Annotated in this window: 19 protein-coding genes; 4 read left to right on the top strand and 15 right to left on the bottom strand. The window is 56.6% G+C overall.

Annotated features, from left to right (window positions below):
- Window positions 1-89: 89 nt before the first annotated feature.
- Window positions 90-236 carry a hypothetical protein gene (locus KORM41_RS22160; protein WP_231727157.1) on the top strand — a complete coding sequence of 49 codons (147 nt, stop codon included), beginning with the start codon at window positions 90-92 and terminating at the stop codon, window positions 234-236.
- A gap of 28 nt (window positions 237-264) precedes the next feature.
- Here KORM41_RS22160 and KORM41_RS05265 read toward each other — a convergent pair whose 3' ends face one another.
- From KORM41_RS05265 to KORM41_RS05255, 3 genes are all read right to left on the bottom strand, one after another.
- Window positions 265-1,143 (bottom strand): SPOR domain-containing protein, encoded by an 879-nt coding sequence (locus KORM41_RS05265; RefSeq protein ID WP_068145618.1) that lies wholly within the window; start codon window positions 1,141-1,143, stop codon window positions 265-267.
- A 165-nt stretch (window positions 1,144-1,308) separates the two neighbouring features.
- The gene (pssA, locus tag KORM41_RS05260; RefSeq protein ID WP_068145615.1) at window positions 1,309-2,076 is read right to left on the bottom strand and encodes a CDP-diacylglycerol--serine O-phosphatidyltransferase; all 768 of its coding nucleotides are present in this window, start codon (window positions 2,074-2,076) and stop codon (window positions 1,309-1,311) included.
- A gap of 22 nt (window positions 2,077-2,098) precedes the next feature.
- Window positions 2,099-2,791, bottom strand: coding sequence for a phosphatidylserine decarboxylase (locus KORM41_RS05255; RefSeq protein ID WP_068145613.1), 693 nt, complete (start codon window positions 2,789-2,791; stop codon window positions 2,099-2,101).
- Window positions 2,792-3,068: 277 nt separating this feature from the next.
- Here KORM41_RS05255 and KORM41_RS05250 point away from each other — a divergent pair, with 277 nt between their 5' ends.
- Window positions 3,069-3,476 carry a hypothetical protein gene (locus KORM41_RS05250; RefSeq protein ID WP_068145611.1) on the top strand — a complete coding sequence of 136 codons (408 nt, stop codon included), beginning with the start codon at window positions 3,069-3,071 and terminating at the stop codon, window positions 3,474-3,476.
- A gap of 29 nt (window positions 3,477-3,505) precedes the next feature.
- Here the strand turns inward: KORM41_RS05250 and KORM41_RS05245 are convergent, their stop codons facing one another.
- Window positions 3,506-4,540 (bottom strand): LysM peptidoglycan-binding domain-containing protein, encoded by a 1,035-nt coding sequence (locus KORM41_RS05245; RefSeq protein ID WP_068145608.1) that lies wholly within the window; start codon window positions 4,538-4,540, stop codon window positions 3,506-3,508.
- Between the two features lie 168 nt (window positions 4,541-4,708).
- Between KORM41_RS05245 and KORM41_RS05240 the strand changes: the two genes are divergently transcribed.
- Together KORM41_RS05240 and KORM41_RS05235 are read left to right on the top strand one after the other, a co-directional pair.
- Window positions 4,709-5,314 carry an LOG family protein gene (locus KORM41_RS05240; protein ID WP_068145605.1) on the top strand — a complete coding sequence of 202 codons (606 nt, stop codon included), beginning with the start codon at window positions 4,709-4,711 and terminating at the stop codon, window positions 5,312-5,314.
- A 188-nt stretch (window positions 5,315-5,502) separates the two neighbouring features.
- Window positions 5,503-6,717, top strand: a complete 1,215-nt coding sequence (locus tag KORM41_RS05235; protein WP_068145600.1) for an NADP-dependent isocitrate dehydrogenase — start codon at window positions 5,503-5,505, stop codon at window positions 6,715-6,717.
- Window positions 6,718-6,751: 34 nt separating this feature from the next.
- Here KORM41_RS05235 and KORM41_RS05230 read toward each other — a convergent pair whose 3' ends face one another.
- The 11 genes from KORM41_RS05230 to flgC all read right to left on the bottom strand — a co-directional run bounded on the left by KORM41_RS05230 (window position 6,752) and on the right by flgC (window position 19,358).
- Window positions 6,752-7,486, bottom strand: a complete 735-nt coding sequence (locus tag KORM41_RS05230) for a transporter substrate-binding domain-containing protein (protein WP_068145596.1) — start codon at window positions 7,484-7,486, stop codon at window positions 6,752-6,754.
- A 75-nt stretch (window positions 7,487-7,561) separates the two neighbouring features.
- Window positions 7,562-8,803, bottom strand: a complete 1,242-nt coding sequence (locus KORM41_RS05225) for an ion transporter (protein ID WP_068145593.1) — start codon at window positions 8,801-8,803, stop codon at window positions 7,562-7,564.
- Window positions 8,804-8,826: 23 nt separating this feature from the next.
- A complete protein-coding gene (gene alaS, locus KORM41_RS05220; protein WP_068146116.1) occupies window positions 8,827-11,472 on the bottom strand; it encodes an alanine--tRNA ligase in 2,646 nt (881 codons plus the stop codon).
- A gap of 212 nt (window positions 11,473-11,684) precedes the next feature.
- The gene (locus KORM41_RS05215) at window positions 11,685-12,533 is read right to left on the bottom strand and encodes a TIGR02285 family protein (protein WP_068145591.1); all 849 of its coding nucleotides are present in this window, start codon (window positions 12,531-12,533) and stop codon (window positions 11,685-11,687) included.
- Between the two features lie 183 nt (window positions 12,534-12,716).
- Entirely contained in the window at window positions 12,717-13,799 is a 1,083-nt protein-coding gene (gene recA / locus KORM41_RS05210) for a recombinase RecA (RefSeq protein WP_068145588.1), read from the bottom strand.
- A gap of 208 nt (window positions 13,800-14,007) precedes the next feature.
- Window positions 14,008-16,398, bottom strand: coding sequence for a response regulator (locus KORM41_RS05205; protein ID WP_068145584.1), 2,391 nt, complete (start codon window positions 16,396-16,398; stop codon window positions 14,008-14,010).
- A gap of 80 nt (window positions 16,399-16,478) precedes the next feature.
- Complete coding sequence (gene flhB / locus KORM41_RS05200) at window positions 16,479-17,558, bottom strand: flagellar biosynthesis protein FlhB (RefSeq protein WP_068145581.1); 1,080 nt, start codon at window positions 17,556-17,558, stop codon at window positions 16,479-16,481.
- A 3-nt stretch (window positions 17,559-17,561) separates the two neighbouring features.
- A complete protein-coding gene (gene fliR / locus KORM41_RS05195; protein ID WP_068145580.1) occupies window positions 17,562-18,320 on the bottom strand; it encodes a flagellar biosynthetic protein FliR in 759 nt (252 codons plus the stop codon).
- A 3-nt stretch (window positions 18,321-18,323) separates the two neighbouring features.
- Window positions 18,324-18,590, bottom strand: coding sequence for a flagellar biosynthesis protein FliQ (fliQ, locus tag KORM41_RS05190; protein WP_068145576.1), 267 nt, complete (start codon window positions 18,588-18,590; stop codon window positions 18,324-18,326).
- A gap of 26 nt (window positions 18,591-18,616) precedes the next feature.
- Window positions 18,617-18,940 carry a flagellar hook-basal body complex protein FliE gene (locus KORM41_RS05185; protein ID WP_068145573.1) on the bottom strand — a complete coding sequence of 108 codons (324 nt, stop codon included), beginning with the start codon at window positions 18,938-18,940 and terminating at the stop codon, window positions 18,617-18,619.
- Window positions 18,941-18,950: 10 nt separating this feature from the next.
- The gene (gene flgC, locus KORM41_RS05180) at window positions 18,951-19,358 is read right to left on the bottom strand and encodes a flagellar basal body rod protein FlgC (RefSeq protein ID WP_068145571.1); all 408 of its coding nucleotides are present in this window, start codon (window positions 19,356-19,358) and stop codon (window positions 18,951-18,953) included.
- Window positions 19,359-19,376 lie beyond the last annotated feature (18 nt).

Raw genomic sequence — 19,376 nt, 5'->3', positions numbered from 1 at the left:
TCCGAGCGAACCCCCAGGTGTGCCCGGGCCTTCTCCGTCAGTGGCTGCCTAATCCGTGGGCGCCAAAAAGATTGATCGTACCTCCCCAGATGGATCAATCCCGATCTGAAATCGGTGAAGGAAGCAGCATCCGACAGGATTTGACGGTTGCTGTCAAGGTTGCTTATGCAAATATTGCAATTTTTTTCTACCAAAGACATAAAAAAGCCGCCGTTTGGCGTGAAAACGGCGGCTAATTTCAACGATGGTTGATTTTTCAGGACGCTATTTCAGCGGCTCACCCTGATATTCGGATACCCGGCAATATTGCTCGCCCCCTACTGCCCGGATGTTATCGCACAGCAGTTCTGCGTCCTCTTCCCGCTCAAGCGGCCCTACAATCAGGCGCAGGAACGTGCCAATGCCTTCCTGGTTCTGGGTATAAATGCGTGGAGACAGCCCTTCAAGCTGGCCAGAGAACGCCCTGTAGAGCGCTGACCAGCCGCTATCCACCTGGTCTTTAGACCGGTAGGACGCCAGATGTGCGCCGTAATAGGTGCGGCTGTCATCCTGCGCGTCGTTCGTGGCGGGTGTGCCGCTGTCGATCGCACCTGTTTGAACATCAGCCCCGGTCTGCGATGTGCCCGTTGGCGCGGTCTGCGTATTATCCACAGCTGGCTGGGACGTGGCTTGCGGCTGCGAGGATTGTTGTTGTTGCTGTTTTGCAGGCGCCTTGGTCTGATAGGCTGCATTGCGGTCGATCATCTCAACAGAGAACAAGCGGTTCTCAAGCGACTTGATCTCGGTGCGTACACCGGAAAGGTCATTCCGCACGCGACGAAGCGCTGCTTCTGTCTCTGGGTCTTTCTGGAACGCAGCCAGCTTCTGTTCCATACTTGCAAGGGCCTGGTCCTGATTGCGAACATGCTTCACAAGGTCCACATACAGCCGCTCAAGGGCATTGAAGCGGTCCTTGAGGTCTCGGTTGTCCTCGGATACGCCCTCTACGCTGCGCTCCAGCGTTACCTGGCGCGCTTCAACAAGAACGTCTTCGCCTTGCCAAAGGTTAGTGGAGCCGCCACACGCGCTGGTAAACAGCGCCAGGCAGGCAACAATTGCCCCTTTTCTGGGAAATACTACGGGTGCGCTAAGTCCCTGTGTCATGATCACGCCTTTCTACACATTGCTTTTCGCCTTTATTTTCAAAGGTTAAGCTGCATCCATGCCTTAAGTGGCAATCTTTCTCAGCTATCGAATATGCAAAGGTAGTGCCAATAAAGCCTATCGGGGCAATGATACCACAGATAAGGCGGCTATGCAGGACCAGCGTCAGCCGATGCGCTTCTGTTTGCGGCGACGCTCATAGGCCAGATAGGAAAAAGGCATGCTGGACAGATAGGCAGCTGCGATCACGATAAGCACCAGCCAAGTGCGAACAAACAGCCCCGCGATCACAATGCCAATGATCAGCATCACGGGAACGAACCAGGCCTTCGGCACACGGAAGGCCTTCAGCGAAATGGTTGGGATGGTAGAGACCATCAATACTGCGACAACAACCGCATAGGCCGCCACCACAAGCCCATAGTTGTGGACCACAACAGCTTCAAGGGCGAAATCGACAATCAGTGGCATCAGCAGGAGCGTGGCGCCCGCAGGCGCCGGAACACCGGTCAGGAAACCAAGGCGTTTGCGGGGTTCATCTTCGTCATCCAGCTTGGCATTGAAGCGCGCCAGACGAAGCGCCATGGCGATGGCGTAAATCAGTGCGACAGCCCATCCAAGGCGGTCAAGGCCTTCCAGCACCCACAGATACAGGATTACAGCCGGGGCCACGCCAAAGGACACTACGTCCGAAAGCGAATCCAGCTCTGCCCCAAAACGGCTGGTGCTTTTGAGTAGCCTGGCTACTGTCCCGTCAAGCCCGTCGAAGATGCCCGCAAGCAGAATGGCAAATACGGCCAGTTCCCACTTTCCTGCCAACGCAAACTTGATGGACGTCAGCCCCGACATGAAGGCCATAAGCGTCACGACATTCGGCAGAATCGTCCGGATGGAAATCTTCTTGAACAATAGTGCCTGTTTTTCGTCGCCCATGGTCCCTGCTCCGCCCTTCGGTCTATTCGCTGGCGCTGGCAGCTTTGCGGCGACCGGCTGCCTTGCGGGCGATGATGGTTTCGCCACCGATCATGGTCTGGCCCACGGCTACGGTCGGCTTCTGGCCCTTGTCCAGATAGATATCCGTGCGGCTGCCGAAGCGGATCAGGCCGAAACGCTCACCGCGCTCCACCGTTTGCCCTACTTCAAGGTCACACAGGATACGCCGTGCCACAAGGCCCGCCACCTGGGCATAAGCGATATCGTGTCCATCTTCTGTGGTCATACGAATCAGCTGGCGTTCGTTTTCCTCGCTGGCCTCTTCGGCTGCAGCGTTCAGGAACTTGCCTGGCACATAAGCAACGCTGGTTACTTCACCCGCCGCAGGTGTGCGGTTCACGTGCACGTTAAACACTGACAGGAAAATGGAGATGCGCGTGCGCGGCTCATCGCCCATGCCAAGCTCAGCCGGCGGCGTGGCTTCCATTACCAGACACACAGTGCCGTCTGCAGGGCTAACCAGAACGCCTTTTTCGTCTGGGATCACGCGGTCAGGGTCGCGGAAGAAATAAAGGCACCATGCCGTCAGCACCAAACCGGCCCAGCCAAGGGGTTCCGAAAGGAAAAACAACCCCACGGAGACGGCAAAGAAAATCGCCACAAACAAATGCCCTTCCTTGTGGATTGGCGTCATCACTACATCCATAGCCTTCATCGGCGGCAACCTTTTTCTTTTGTAGGTAAATTTCGCACACACTGGCGATTTGAAGCCCTCCCGTCAAGTCTGACGGGGTGCGTGTGACGCAATATGGCACGATCGCAAAAAAAATCTTGTCCCTGGTGGGAGGATACAGCAAAAGAAATATCAGGCCTTTTAACGGTTGTTTAAGGCGGCGCAGCGATGCTGTAGCCACAGCTTTGAACATCCAAGCCCTTTTGGGCAGCAAGGCTTATATCAGGCGAGTAATCTGGCGTATTGGAAACGGGGCACCATGAAACTTCACGAATCGCTGCAGAAGGTCAAAGGGCATCTTGAAAGCCTGGAGGAAGCGGCCTTTGATCAGCTTGAGTTCGACTGGGAAGGCATAAAATTTCATGCTGCAGCAGATACTGACGCCAACGGCGGCGGACTGATCAAGCTGAATGCCAAGCTGGGCCGCCTCTATTTCACTGTTGAGAATGCCGCCGAACGCACCATGGCCATCGAACGCGTTTATTCCACCAACCGCGGCATCGACGGTGCCTACAGCATCAGCAAAAAGGGCGATGTGACATACCACAGCGTCACCGCCACCAGCCAGAAGCTCAAGGGCAATGACCTTGTGGGCGCGCTGACGCTGATCCTTCTGGAATCCGAAAGCCACCTGCGCGCGCTCCGGTCTCACCTGAAGCCCATCTAGGTTTAAACAATCCACACAAGGGGAAGCGCCTAGCCTTCGGACTTTTCGTCCTTGAGCGGCAGGCGGAACATCTGGCCCGGATAAATCATATCCGGGTCGCGGATCTGTTCGCTGTTTTCGCGGAAAATCACCGTATAGCGCACGCCTGAGCCATAAAGCTGGCGGGCAATCTGCCACAGCGTATTGCCGGGCCGCACGATCACGCCGCCTTCGGCAACGGCTGGGTCAATGGCCTCGCCCGCCTCGAACGGCTGTTCGATCCGAAGCTGCACCTGCCCATCACCGATGGTCTGGTCTACCCGGATCACATGGCTGCCCGGCGTCAGCGCCTGGCCCGCAAGCGCAATCTGCCAGCGGCCTTCGTCACCCGCCCGCATGTTGCCAATGAAATTTCCGTCCAGATACACACGAACATCCACGCGCGGCAAAGACCGGCCGGTGATAACAGCGTCGCCGCCGTCACCATAATCGATTGTATCGACACTCAGGCTTTCACCCACTTCACCAAAGGCGGCTACGCCCGGCTTCTGAAGGACCGTGGAGGCCCCTTCCCCGCTTTTGGGGGTCAGCACGGCCACAACGCCGTTCTGTTCGCGCTCAAGGAAGCGCTGGTTATCGCGTTCAGGCACCGATACCACGACCACATTATCGGCTTCGGCAACTTCTGTGCCGTCGCGTTCGCGGCCCTTTAGGTTCAGTTCAACGGAACCGGCGTCTAGCGGTTCCTCAAGAATCATGACCCACTCGCCGTTCTCGTCGGCTGTCACCTCAGAGACTTTGCGGCCATTTGCAAACAGCTCGATCTTTGCGCCCGGGGCCATCCGGCCCGCGATCACACCCGTGCCGCCGCGCGAAATACGCACAAGGTCAAACTCGGGAACCGGCTTTGCGGCCTGTTCTGCTGCTGGCTGCTGTTCTGATACTTCAGTGGGGGTGGCAGGCGCTTGCGGTGCGGGCTCGTCTGAGAAAAGCACATAAAGAATAGCGCCGACACCAATAGCCGCGCTCACGGCACCGATGGCAATCCGGCGCATATCATCGCTCTTGCTTTCCAGTGGGCCCATAACTCACCATACGTCCTGTTCAACAAAGCCTTAACAATCGGGCCTATATAATGAAAGATGAATTTATTAAAAACATGTCAAAACTTTGACAACTAAACTTTATGACACTGATTTAGCGCATTTTTCCAGTATTTGGCCAGCTTATGGCCCTCCTGCAAGAGGTAATGTATGAAGTCGACACCCCATAGCACCACACCAATCAGGAATGTTTGTGTCTATTGCGGCTCCAGGCTAGGCAACAAACCATCCTATGAAGCACTGGCGTCTGACCTTGGGGGCCGCATTGCGAGCGCTGGCATGGGCCTTGTTTACGGCGCTGGCAGCATCGGCCTGATGGGGGTCGTGGCCCGCGCTGCGCGCGACAGCGGCGCCCCCGTGATCGGCATCATCCCCGAGCACCTGGATGCGGTTGAGATTACGCAAGACGGCCTGACCGAGCTTCACGTCACGCAGAATATGCATGACCGCAAGCGCATGATGTTTGACCGGTCTGATGCCTTTATCATATTGCCCGGCGGGCTTGGCACGCTTGACGAGACATTCGAGATCATGACCTGGGCGCAGCTTAGCCTGCACAAGAAGCCGATTATCCTGATCAATCATGAGGACTATTGGACGCCATTGGTCGAACTTGTGAAGAATGTCGTGGATGGCGGCTTCGCCAGTGCCGAGAATGCGTCACTCCTTACCATTGTCGACACAGCCGAACAGGCGATTGAGAAGTTGAAAGCGATGGAAACCGCCCCATCTGAAGCCAGGAGCGAGCTTTTCTAAGCCAAAGTCAGGGACGCTGACGGCAGAAAAACCGGTCATTAGGGGTAAAATCCGCAAAAAGTCACACTTTTCCTGCGGATGGGCCTTCAACTCTGCAGATTCTGGTGATAGGGTGCGCGCAAAATCCGCACCGGCCCTCTCCCCGGCGCGATACTACCCCTTGGGAAAAATATAAATTTGAGGGAACTATGAGCAAGATTACCGTAAAAAACCCAATCGTGGAAATTGACGGCGACGAGATGACACGCATCATCTGGCAATGGATTCGCGAACGCCTGATCCAGCCGTATCTCGATGTTGAGCTTCTTTACTATGACCTTTCCGTCACCAAGCGTGACGAAACGGACGACCAGATCACCATTGACGCGGCAAACGCCATCAAGGAACACGGTGTGGGCGTGAAATGCGCGACCATCACCCCTGATGAGCAGCGCGTTGAGGAATTTGACCTCAAAAAAATGTGGCGCAGCCCGAACGGCACCATCCGGAACATTCTGGGCGGTACCGTATTCCGCGAGCCAATCATCATGAAGAACGTACCGCGTCTGGTTCCAGGCTGGACCAAGCCGATCGTTATCGGCCGTCACGCCTTTGGCGACCAATACCGTGCGACTGACTTCCTGGTGCCAGGTGCTGGCAAGCTGACCATGAAGTTCGAGCCTTCCGACGGCGGCGAAGCCATCGAACGCGAAGTGTACCAGTTTGAAGAAGCTGGCGTTGCCATGGGCATGTATAACGTGGACGACAGCATCCGCGATTTCGCCCGCGCCTGCATGAACTACGGCCTGAACCGCCAGTGGCCGGTTTACCTGTCCACCAAGAACACCATCCTCAAGGCCTATGACGGCCGCTTCAAGGACCTGTTCATGGAAGTGTTCGAAAACGAATTCCAGGACAAGTTCAAAGACGCTGGCATCACCTATGAACACCGTCTGATCGATGACATGGTGGCATGCGCCATGAAATGGGCTGGTGGCTTCGTATGGGCTTGTAAGAACTATGACGGCGACGTGCAGTCAGACACCGTGGCACAGGGCTTCGGCTCCCTCGGCCTGATGACGTCCGTTCTGATGACGCCAGACGGGAAGACCGTTGAGTCAGAAGCCGCACACGGCACCGTGACCCGCCACTACCGCCAGCATCAGGAAGGCAAGGAAACGTCGACGAACCCGATCGCTTCCATCTTCGCCTGGACGCGCGGCCTGAAGTATCGCGGCAAAATGGACGGCACGCCGGAAGTGGTCAACTTCGCTGAAGCGGTTGAAAAGGTATGTGTCAACACGGTTGAAACCGGCCACATGACCAAAGACCTGGCGCTCCTCATCGGTCCGAACCAATCCTGGATGACCACAGGCCAGTTCTTCGACAAGATCGACGAGAACCTGAAGGCAGAACTGGGCTAATCCCAAATAACTGCTAAAGAATTTGAAAAGCCGCCTACTCTTGGGCGGCTTTTTTTACGACTTCCAGGCCCGCATCAAGCCTGCTGAGAATAGCAGTCGGGACCGCCTTGGTACAGACCACATGCGCCTCCCTGCCTGCAGGCATCCCTTCAAGGCTCAGGAAAGCGAGCGCATCACCCCCTGCCACCTGTGCTTTGTGGATCGGCGCCATCAATTCGTTTTCGATGACAAAATCGATCCGCTTGCGCGCCAGAAGCTCAGCGAGCTTGTCATGACTGCTAGCAATGAAAAGATGCTTATTGTGGCTCTTCTTAAGAAGCTCCAGATGCGGGATGGCATAGACAGCATCGGTCACGAAGCCACCAATGAAATCCGTATCGGTGAACAGCGCTTCTATGGAAGGCAGTGCTTCAAAGGCTGCTTTGTCGGCTTCCCGCACCAGCAGGCCCGAGCGCCCGAATGTGCCGATAGGTGGCGAAAAATGCCACTGCTCATCCTGCTCCGTGCTTTTCTTCCAATAGCCGGCCACACAAAAGGGCTGCGTGCCATCGTCCAGGTTCCGCTTGATGCGATTGAAGGCCCGTTCCTGCCACTCGATAGTCAGGCCGGCTATGGCCGCAGCCTGATTGACAGTGTCGCCAAAAATGCCGGAAACGCGGCCTGCCTCTATTTCCAGAAAGGGGGGATGGTGTTCAACCTGAAACACAAGGCTGTCTTCAGCCTTTGCGGATGAAAAAGCGATCGGCCCCGCCATAACGGCAGCAAGCAACGGAAGAACTGAAAAACACCGAACCAAACCAGGCTCCCTTAAACTAGCTCGAAGCCCCCCAGAGACAGGACACTATCACATTTGAGGGGATCTGGCGACAGCAACCCAATGGTCATAATCCGCTATCATTTCCGTGCGCTCTTCGCCACTTAAAAGTCCGCATTCCACCAGGCCGATCAGGCGCTGGGACGCATATTCCTTAAGTTCGCTCAGAAGCGCTGGATAGATGGACATCAGAATCTGCAATTCTGTGCTGTCCAGCCACATGACACGGCACCGGGTGCGTGCGACAGAAGCGGGCTGACGGCCATGGTCACTGATCAGCGAGCATTCGCCCAGGAAATCGCCCGCACTGAGTGAGATTGCCCGGTGATGGTAGAAGGCCGTGATTTCGCCCGAAAGGATGAAATATATGCCGTTGTCCACATCACTGCGGCGCGTCAGCACTGTGCCGGGAACGAGCGTCACTGACCGCACGCGCGAAGCCAGCTCCTTGGCCACGTCTTTCGGCAACTTTTTCAGTGCCGGCAAATCATCGACAACACCTACGGGCACGACAAATTCGCGCCTGTGCACTTCATCTGAAAAGCCGGAGGCGATGATGCCAATCGGCACGGCGTAAAAGATAAAGCCCATCATCATCACGACACCGCCAATGACTTTACCAAGATCCGTGATCGGCACCGCATCGCCGTACCCTACGGTCGTGAAGGTGGCAAGCGCCCACCAGAGTGCCGCCGGGATGCTGCCGAATGCTTCAGGCTGTGCCTCATGTTCCGCCAGATACATGAGCGTGGAGGCAAACACCTCAAGCCCCACCATAATCACCATGGCGGCCAGAAGCGCCTGCCGTTCGGCATAGATCACGCGCGCGAGCGATGACAGCGCAGGCGAATAGCGCACCAGCTTGAGAAGCCTGAGCAGCCGGAATATCCTGAGCACGCGCAGGTCAAGCCCTGTCAGGTGGCCGAAATAGAATGGGATGATGGCAATCAGGTCAATCAGCGCGAGAGGCGAGAAAATATAGCGGACACGCCGCTCCCAGCCCCTGTCTCCCGGCACTGCCTCGCGTTCCGCGCTGGCCCACACACGCGCCAGATACTCGACCGTGAATATGCCGATAGAAAGGGCGTCAAATGCCTGGAAAATAGGGCCATAGGCCTGCCATAGGCTGTCAACTGTCTCAAGCGCGACCGCCGCCACGTTCAGGAGGATCAGCACAATCATGAAGCCTTCGAACACAGCAGCTTTCCGCCCCGCAAAGCTTCCCAGCTCCAGGAAGCTATATGTGCGTTGGCGGACTGTCTGCTTGTTCATGATTGTGCCTTTCTGGGCTGCTTCTAGCCAGCGATAACCGCCTCAATAGCTTCAAGCGCCTTGGCAGCGTTCGCACCGTCCGGGCCACCGGCCTGCGCCATATCAGGACGCCCGCCGCCGCCTTTGCCGCCAAGCGCCTCAGCGCCCGCGCGCACCAGGTCAACAGCGCTCAGCTTGGCTGTCAGGTCGTCGGTAACGCCAACAAGAAGTGCGGCCTTGCCGTCATTGACGGCCACAAAGGCCACTGCCCCACTGCCGAGGGACTTCTTGGCGTCATCCGCCAGGCCTCGCAGGTCCTTGGGGCTCACGCCGTCCAGCACCTGGCCCAGGAATTTCACGCCGCCGATGTCCTTCGCCGCCGGGCCGGAAGAACCGCCGCCAAGCGCCGCCTTCTTCTTGGCTTCCGAAAGCTCGCGCTCCAGCGTTTTCCGTTCAGCCTGCAGCGCCGAGATGCGGTCTGAAAGCTCAGCCGGGCTGGATTTAACCTGGGCAGAGGCCTCCTTCAAAAGCCGTTGCTGGCCCAGGAGGTGTTCAAGCGCCGCTTCACCCGTCAGGGCCTCGATCCGGCGCACACCAGCGGACACGCCGCCCTCTGAAAGGATAGTAAAGAGTGCAATGTCGCCCAGGCGCTTGACGTGCGTACCGCCGCACAGCTCAACCGAATAATGTGGTTTGGAAGCGCTTGCCTCGTCGCCCATGGACACAACGCGGACTTCATCGCCATATTTTTCACCAAACAGCGCCATGGCACCGGCCTCGATCGCGTCGTCATAGCTGAGGAGCCGGGTTTCAACGGCCGCGTTCTCGCGGATCACCCGGTTCACCTCGCGCTCAACGGCGGCCAGTTCATCTTCGGTCATGGCCTTGGGATGCGAAATATCAAAACGCAGGCGGTCTGGCGCCACAAGGGACCCCTTTTGGGTCACATGATCGCCCAGTTCACGGCGCAACACTTCATGCAGCACGTGGGTTGCGGAGTGGTTGGCCCGAAGCTTCGACCGGCGCTCACCGTCCACCAACATCTCAACCGTATCACCAACTTTCAGGCTGCCTTTCGAAACGGTGGCTTTATGCACATGCAAGGCGCCTACCATCTTGAGCGTGTCAGTTACAGTGATATCTGCGTCGTCGGTCTTCAGCGTGCCTGTGTCGCCCATCTGGCCGCCGCTTTCGCCGTAGAATGGCGTCTGGTTGGTGACAATCAGCACCTCGTCGCCCTCGCCCGCGCTCTCGGTGCGCGCGCCGTCTTTCACAAGGGCAACAACCTTGCCTTCCGCCTGTTCGGTGGAATAGCCGACAAATTCGGTCGCGCCGAACTCGTCATTGATATCGAACCAAACTTTCTCAGTCGCTGCATCGCCGGAGCCAGACCAGGCGGCGCGGGCCTTGGCGCGCTGTTCTTCCATGGCGGCATTGAAGCCGTCCACGTCAACCGTGCGGTCCTGAGCGCGCAGGGCATCCTGTGTCAGGTCAAGCGGGAAGCCGTATGTGTCATAAAGCTTGAACGCCACATCGCCTGGCAGCTCGGTGCCGTCGCCGATTTTGGCAAGCTCGTCATCCAAGAGCTTGAGGCCCTTGTCCAGCATCTGGCGGAAGCGGCCTTCTTCAAGCTTCAGGGTTTCCTCGATCAGACGCTCGGCACGGCCAAGTTCAGGGAAGGCCTGGCCCATTTCGTGGATCAGCGTTGGCGCCAGCTGGTACATCACCAGATCCTTCGCGCCCAGCATGTGCGCGTGGCGCATGGCGCGGCGCATGATGCGGCGAAGCACATAGCCGCGGCCTTCGTTGGACGGCAGCACGCCGTCCGCGATCAGGAAGCTGCAGGCACGCAGGTGGTCTGCGATCACCCGGTGCGATGCGCGCGTCTTGTCATTCTCTGCAGCCCCCGTAGCGTTCACCGACGCTGCGATGATGGCTTTGAACGTATCGATCTCATAGTTGTCGTGGGTGCCCTGCATCACGGCGGAGATACGCTCCAGCCCCATGCCGGTATCAATCGACGGCTTCGGCAGGTTGATGCGCTCGCCTGACGCCAACTGCTCATACTGCATGAAGACGAGGTTCCAGATTTCCACGAAACGGTCGCCGTCTTCTTCCGGCGTGCCTGGAGGGCCGCCCCAGATATGATCGCCGTGGTCATAGAAGATTTCAGAGCACGGCCCACAAGGCCCCGTATCGCCCATGGACCAGAAGTTGTCTGATGTGGCGATGCGGATGATGCGCTCTTCCGGCAGCATCGCGATCTTCTTCCACAGGTCAAAGGCTTCATCATCTTCATGAAACACTGTGACCGTCAGCTTGTCCTTGTTCAGGCCATATTCGCGTGTAATCAGGTTCCAGGCGTGACTGATCGCGTCTTCCTTGAAATAATCACCGAAGGAGAAGTTCCCCAGCATCTCGAAGAAGGTATGGTGGCGCGCGGTGTAGCCCACGTTATCGAGGTCATTGTGTTTGCCGCCGGCACGCACACATTTCTGGCTGGACACAGCCCGGTTATAGTCCCGCGTTTCCGCACCCGTGAAGACATTCTTGAACGGCACCATGCCCGCGTTGACAAACATCAGCGTCGGGTCGTTGTGCGGCACCAGCGGCGCGGACGGCACCACCTCGTGCCCCTGCCCTTTGAAATAATCCAGAAACGCCTTGCGGATATCGTTAGCGCCAGTGATCGGTGCGGTCATGAAATTGGCCTCAGTCCTCGAAAACAAAATTCAGGTGCCGCAAAGGGGTTAGCCCCATTGTTACGACACCGGTTCTTATGGCCGTTTTAGCGTGGCAATACTGGTGTGTCTAGCATCTGCACCGCCTATAGACGCGCTTCATCCATATTTCTTGAAAAGGGTACGACCGGAAGCACCCAAAAGCGCCAGAAAGGATAGGCTTAGCGCTTCATGGCGGCACGGCGCTTGCGGTAGTCCTTGAGCGACCGCGCATCCAGCCACTGTTCATAGAAGCTGTCATAGACGCCGCTAAGGTCTTCCTTGGCGATCATGGCGTTGATCTTGCCGATCAGCGCTCGCCCAATGGGCATGTCGCTACAGCTGAAGCCACCGGACTGGACGCTTTCTTCGCCTGCAATCGGGAAAGCCGTAAAGCTGTCCGGTTTGCCAAGCTGGCGGAACTGGTGATTGACTTCGGCGGGGAACCCGAAGGTATAATCGATGCGGCCATGCAATAGCAGCGCGCCATAGCGGTCAAACGGTATGGTAACCATATGATCCGCTGCGCCGAGCTTGCCCAGGGTCTCGTTGATCAGCTGACTATAGAAGCGTTCCGGCACCACACCAAGCGACAGATGATCCGCTGCCACCAGCTTTGCGATGTCGATTTCGCCGTCGGTGTTGAGGAAGGGGGCAAAAAGCCCGACGTTGCGCTGCATCACGACTACGCGGTTGGTCATGAGATGATAGACATCGTCGCTGAAAGTCGCAAAAGCGGTGCGTTCCGGGGTTCTAAAAAGGGCAGCGCTGCAGAAGCCGTCCAGCTTCTTCATCTGCGCGTAGATGCGGTTGAGGTTAACTGTGACTGTCACATGATTGTATTCGGGCAGCTTTTCGGCCACATAGCGCACGATCTGGTCGCCGTACCCCTTCCCCTCATACTCGCCACTAGCGATGAAAACAGGTGGGAAATCAGGGCTGAGCCAGTGGATGGTCGGCTTGTCAGCGGCAAGCAGCCCCTGCCATGCAGAAGCCATCAAGACAAGAAAAATGGTAGCCCGACGTATCATATGACCCCACAACCACAATGCCCCACCACAATCCAAGGCAGACAATAGCTGTCAAAGGATAATGTTTCCTTAAACCTGCCCTTGCAGCAATTGCGCCGCTGGAACCAAAAAAGCGGCCCCACAAGGCCGCTTTCCCGGAATTCTTATAACTTCTAAGGCGACGACCTGCAGATGGCCAATGCCCTACTTCGCGTCTGCGTCGTCCGCGTCTTCGGCTTTTGGATCAACCAGCATGGCTTCGTTGACGAGGCCCGCATTCTTACGGATCATATTCTCGATCTCGTTGGAGATGTCAGTATTCTCCAGAAGGAAGCGCTTGGCGTTCTCGCGGCCCTGGCCAATGCGCTGGCTGGAATAGCTGTACCAGCTGCCGGACTTTTCAACGACACCAGCCTTGACGCCCAGGTCGATGATCTCGCCCATCTTGGAAACGCCTTCGCCGTACATGATGTCAAACTCGACCTGCTTGAACGGAGGCGCCAGCTTGTTTTTCACCACTTTCACCCGCGTAGCGTTGCCGACGATCTCGTCTTTTTCCTTGATCGCACCAACCCGGCGGATGTCCAGACGGACGGAGGCATAGAATTTGAGCGCATTACCGCCCGTTGTTGTTTCCGGGCTGCCGTACATTACGCCGATCTTCATCCGGATCTGGTTGATGAAGATAACGATCGTGTTGGACTTGGAAATGGAGGCCGTAAGCTTCCGGAGTGCCTGGCTCATGAGCCGGGCCTGCAGGCCCACATGGCTGTCGCCCATCTCGCCTTCAAGTTCAGCGCGCGGCGTCAGTGCCGCAACAGAGTCAACCACCAGGATGTCTACAGCACCGGAACGCACCAGCGTATCGGCAATCTCAAGCGCCTGCTCGCCCGTATCAGGCTGGCTCACCAGCAGTTCGTTCACGTCCACGCCCAGCTTGCGGGCGTAAACCGGGTCGAGCGCGTGCTCAGCATCCACAAATGCCGCGATGCCGCCCGCCTTCTGGGCTTCCGCCACTGCGTGCAGTGCCAGCGTGGTTTTACCGGAACTTTCCGGCCCATAGATTTCAATGATCCGGCCTTTGGGGAAACCGCCGATCCCAAGCGCAATGTCGAGATTGAGCGAGCCTGTGGAGATGGTATCGATCTCGATGCCCGATTCCCGCTGCCCCAGCTTCATAACGGAGCCTTTACCAAAGGCCCGGTCGATTTGGCCAAGCGCTGCTTCAAGCGCTTTTGTCTTATCCATGGAGTTTCCCTTTACCAACTGTAGTTCTGCTGTTGCCATGATCGGGCTCCCTTATTCCACAGGCTGATATCCCTTGCAATGGATGATTTGTCATCCTTGCCCTTGCCACCTTGTACCCTTTTTGTTCTCTCTTCGCAAGAACAAATATTCGCGTTTTGTTCTCACGCCTAGTTCATGCAGGAACACCAAGAAAAAAAGGGCACTACCCCTGTGCCATTTGTGTGCCCATTTGCGCTCAGTGTGCCCGTTAGCCGAGGATGGATTTAACCTTCTCCGCCAGGTCTTTCAGCGAGAAGGGTTTCGGCAGGAAAAGGAACTCTTCCGCCTCCAGGTTTTGCCGGAACACGTCTTCCGCATAACCGGAGACAAAGATCACCGGCAGGTTCGGCATGTTTTTGCGCGCTTCCTTGACGAGCGTGGGGCCGTCCATCGTCGGCATGATCACGTCAGAGATCAGAAGATCGATGGTTTCCGGGTGGGTATTGAGTATCTCAAGCCCAGCCTCACCCGATGCGGCTTCCAGTACCTTGTATCCCTTGTTGGCCAGCGCGCGGGACGCGAACATGCGCACGGGGTCTTCGTCTTCCACGATCAGGATCGTGCCCTTGCCCGTCAGGTCGCGGGCTGGGGCCTCCGGCTTTTGCGCCGCGCTTTCGGCTTCTGCTTCTGCGGCGTGGGCCTTGAAGAACAGCAGGAAACGGGTGCCGTGCCCGAGTTCTGATTCGACAAAAACGAAGCCGCCGGTTTGCTTGACGATGCCGTAAACGGTTGCGAGCCCAAGGCCCGTGCCCTGCCCCACCTCTTTCGTGGTGAAGAAAGGTTCAAAGATTTTGGACATGTTCTCAGGCGCGATACCACACCCGCTGTCAATCACCTCCACCAGCACATAATCGTCGGGCACCACCACGTCGTAGCGTTCAATGAGCGGGTCATCCGGGCCAATCATGCTTGTTTTTATCTCTAGCCTGCCGCCCCCCGGCATGGCATCGCGCGCGTTCACCGCGAGGTTGATAATCACCTGCTCAAGCTGCCCCTGGTCCACCTTCACCGGCTGCAGATCACGGCCATGCACCACCTTGAGTTCAATATTTTCACCGATCAGACGACGAATGAGGTTTGAAAGCTCCGCCAGCACATCGGTCATCATCAGGACCTTGGGCCTCAGCGTTTGTTGGCGCGAGAAGGCCAGAAGCTGGCGTACAAGATTGGCCGCGCGATTAGCATTCTGTTTGATCTGAATGATGTCAGAGAAGGACTGGTCGCCCGCGTCATGCCGCACCAGCAAGAGATCGCAGAAACCGATAATGGCTGTCAGCAGATTGTTGAAATCGTGCGCTACACCACCGGCCAATTGGCCAACCGCCTGCATTTTCTGAGCCTGTACGAACTGACGCTCAAGGCTCTTTTCCTGTGTTGTATCAATGAGATACAGAATAGCGTATGTCTCATCACCGCGCGAGATAGCAGACGAATAAATCTGACCAACCCGTTCCGGCTGGCCGTCATAGACCACGTCGAGCGGCGTTGAAGCCGGCTTGCCGTCATGGGCGAAACCGATGAGCTCCATCAGGTCAGCCCGGTCATCTTCCTTGACCAGGTCAAGAACGCTGGAGCCAACACTGATCGTCTTTCCTGCCGGATGGCGCTTGAGCGGCTGGTTATATTCCTTGATAGCCCCATCCCGGGCAACAACCGCCACAGCGATGGGCGCGGCATCAAAGATGGGGTCTATCAGGAATTCCCGGTCTTCCGGCACCAGGCGCCCGCGAATCTGGTCCAGCTTACGCAGGAACCGGTAGCGTCCGAGGTTTCTATCGTCCTCGCGCGATGGCAGCGGCATATCCACCACATCTACGTCCATCCGCTGTTTCTTGCCAATCAGGAGCTGGGTTTCCCCGGCCTTGAGCTGTATCTTGAGCGGCATTTCGCCCTCTGCCAGGCCCATCCATTCCCTAAGAGTATCATTGATATAGTGGATTTTGCCTGACGCATCTTCCAGGAGTACACCACAGCCGAGACGCTCGAAAAGCGGTGCGCCCCAATCGCCGATCATCTTGCGTTCGTGGTCGAGCCGTTCCCGGTCTCCAACGCGCGAAACGCGCCATAATATGTGATAGCCGGTGCGGCGCCCTGTTAGCTTCAGCTTTTCGCTATCCGCGCGGTCGCTCGCAAACACGCCACGGCCTTGCCCTGTCTGCGCTGCGAGCACCAGTGTTTTCTCAAACGCTTCCTTCACCCCATCAGAGCGGAACAGGTCCATCATTGTTCGCACACGCCCCATGGCAAGCCGGTCAAAAGCGGCGTTGGACGCTGCAATCTCTCCCCGGAAGTCGCTAAGCGCTACAGCCCGCCGATCAAGAGATACCAAGGTCTGGACCAACTCTCGATCTGCAAACTCAGTCTGCTCAAGGGGCTGATGCAGGCCGCCAAGGGCCCGGAGAAGCGTAAGCGCAGTCGCAATCAACAAAATACCGCCCAGAATGGAAGCAACGGCCATACCCCAGCTTACTGCAACCAATGCAGCAATGCCGATGGTGCCAATAAGGCCTGCCAAGGCAACTGTCAGCAGTTTAACACCGGACTTGGCCTCGCTTTGATGCAGCGCTTCCTGAAACGGTCTCGGCAACCGGCTTTCCATAAATGCCTACCCCTTTGGTCCCTGTTCTGCCCACCTATAGTTCAGAGAGTAGTCACCCTGATGGCGAGAAGGCAAGCCCGTTAACGCGATGGCTTGAACCCTGCCCTTTTCAGCTTCAAGATATAACTGATTACCTCTGCCACGGCTTTATAATGGTCTGGCGGCACTTCCTCGTCGATCTCAACAGTTGCATACAATGCCCTGGCCAACGGCGGGTTCTCGACAATCGGCACATTGTGTTCGGTTGCAACTTCCCGGATTTTGAGCGCCACGCCTTCAACCCCTTTGGCAACCACGCGGGGGACATCCATTTGCCCATGCTTGTATTCAAGTGCTACGGCATAGTGTGTCGGGTTGGTGATCACGACATCTGCGTCCGGCACAGCGGCCATCATACGCTGCCTCGAACGCTCCATTCGGATCGCCCTCAACCTGCCCTTGACCTTGGGGTCACCATCGGTTTGCTTGTGCTCGTCTTTGACCTCCTGCTTGGTCATGCGCAGCTTCTTGATGTGCTGGTAAGACTGGTAAGAGAAATCAATGGCCGCAACGATCGCCATCACAATCAGCACACCGATCAGAAGCTTGATCACCATTGTATGGATCAGCGCGACGACATCGATAACCGGCAGCAGCATCAACGTATCCATCCGGCCACGTTCCGGATAGACGATGATGAAAATAACAACCGCCACAGCGATCAGCTTGGCAGAAATCTTGAACGCTTCCACGCCCAATTTATCAGGTGCCCACTTCTTGGCATTTGATGCTGGGCTTAGCTTCTTGAAGCTGGGCTTGATCTTTTCAAAGGTGATGCTTGTCTTATGCTGCAACATGTTGCTGGCTATCGCCGCGAACACAAGCGCCCCAAACGGTACAAGAAGCACCAGGAAAATGCGCCAAACGACTGGCATCAGGCTTTCAAGAGCGCCCACCTGATCGGTGTCCATCAGGTGCAGCGTCGACATATGCACATATAGGACGTTGGTGACAGATGTGCCCATGAAGCCGCCGCCGGCCCCAATAACAATGGCGGCAATGAACAGCATGAAGAAGGTTTTCACCTCCTGACTTTGGGCCACATCACCTTTTTCCTCCGCCTCACGCAGGCGCTTGGGGGTTGGCTCCTCAGTCTTCTGGCTGTCGTCCTGCTCTGCCATTCTCTATCCCAGAAAGCTCACAAGGAGCTCTTCAAACCGCTCAATAAATAGCGCCATCATCGACCCCATAAGGATCATCAACAGGGCGAACCCCATAAAGAGGTTAATGGGCATGCCAATGAAAAACACTTGGAAGGCCGGGATCATGCGGGAAATCAGCCCCAGGCCTGCATTGTAGATGATACCATAGGCCACAAAGGGGGCCGCGATATGAAACCCCAGCAAAAAAGCGCTCGACGTATATTCGACAATGACCATCGCGAAATCCGTATAGGGCAAGCCAAGGGCTACCGGAAATTTCAGATAGCTGTGCGCCATGCCCAGGATCATAAGATGGTGCAGGTCTGTAACCACGATCAGTGTGATGGCGACAAGTGTCAGGAAGGCCCCAACAAGGACGCCTTGGCTACCCTGGCTTGGGTCAAAGGACTGAGCGGCGGCCAGTCCTGTCAGGAAGGCGATCACTGTACCTGCTACATGGGTTGCTGCCAACATGATCCGCGTCGTCAACCCCAGAACCACCCCGATCATGGCTTCACGGATAAGCAGAGCACCCAGAATGATGGCATTATCGGGCATAGGCGGTAGCTCAGCCCGAACCGAAAGATAGACGACAAGAGAAATCACAAAGCCCATTGTTGCCCGTATGCGCCCTGGCACCGACTGGTCGCCAAGCACAGGCATCGTCAAAACAAGGGCAATAAGGCGCGTGGCGACAAGCAAGAACCCGAATGCTTCCGCTGGAAGGACTTCTCCCAGCATGGGTTATCCGCCGGAGATGATGCGTTCCGAAATCCGCAGCATCAGGGCAGACATACTTTGCCCCATGAAGGGCATCGCGATCAGCAAGGCCGCGAAAACAGCGATGATTTTCGGAACAAAGGTCAGGGTCATTTCCTGCAACTGGGTCAGCGCCTGGAAGAAAGCGATTATCAGGCCTACACCAAGACCGACAGCCAGTATGGGGCCTGCAATAAGCAGAAGGGTCAATAGCGCATCCCGCGCGACCTCAATGACGTCACCACTTTCCATATTCTGGTTGCCCCCGCCCGGCTTGGTTAGATTGGCATCTTCAGGATGTCGTTATAGGCGGCGATCACCTTGTCGCGCACTGTCACGACCGTGTTTACCACCATCTCGGCATTGGAAACCGCAGTCACCACATCCACCATATCAGCTTCATTTACCAAAGCCTTGGCAGACGTGATTTCCATGTGTGATGTCGCCTGCTGAACATCACCAACGGCATCATTTACAAGAGCTGAAAAAGCGCTGTTAGACTTGGCGCCATCCAGACCGTCACGAGAACCGAGGCCGGTCTCCTGCATCTTCTTGGTGGCCTGCGAATAGGCGTTGACGGCATCAAGCTGTTTCACATTCATTGCCTATCTCCTAACGCAGCAGATCAAGCGTCATGGTGGCCATCCGACGGCTGGCCTCAAGCGCATTGATGTTCGATTGATAGGTCCGCTGGGCCTGGCGCATGTCCATCATTTCGATCATGCCGTTCACATTGGCCGTCTTGATATAGCCTGCGTCGTCAGCCGCCGGGTTGCCCGGATCGTATTTCTTGCCGAATTCCTTCTGGTCGAACTCCACCTTGCCCGGTTTTACCAGTTCCACGCCCGAAGCGCGGTCCAGTTCGGTTTGAAAGGTGATGATCTTACGCCGGTATGGGTCTGCACCCGGTTCCGATGCGACCGAATTCTGGTTGGCGATGTTTTCGGAGATGACACGCATACGCACTGACTGCGCGCGCAGCCCGGCTGCCGAAGCCATCATAGCCTTTTCGAGATCCATCGCTTGTTCCTTTACACT

The organism is Kordiimonas lipolytica, assembly GCF_001550065.1.
The sequence above is the reverse complement of the archived record's forward strand: the minus strand, read 5'-3'. Positions and strand labels throughout refer to the sequence as shown.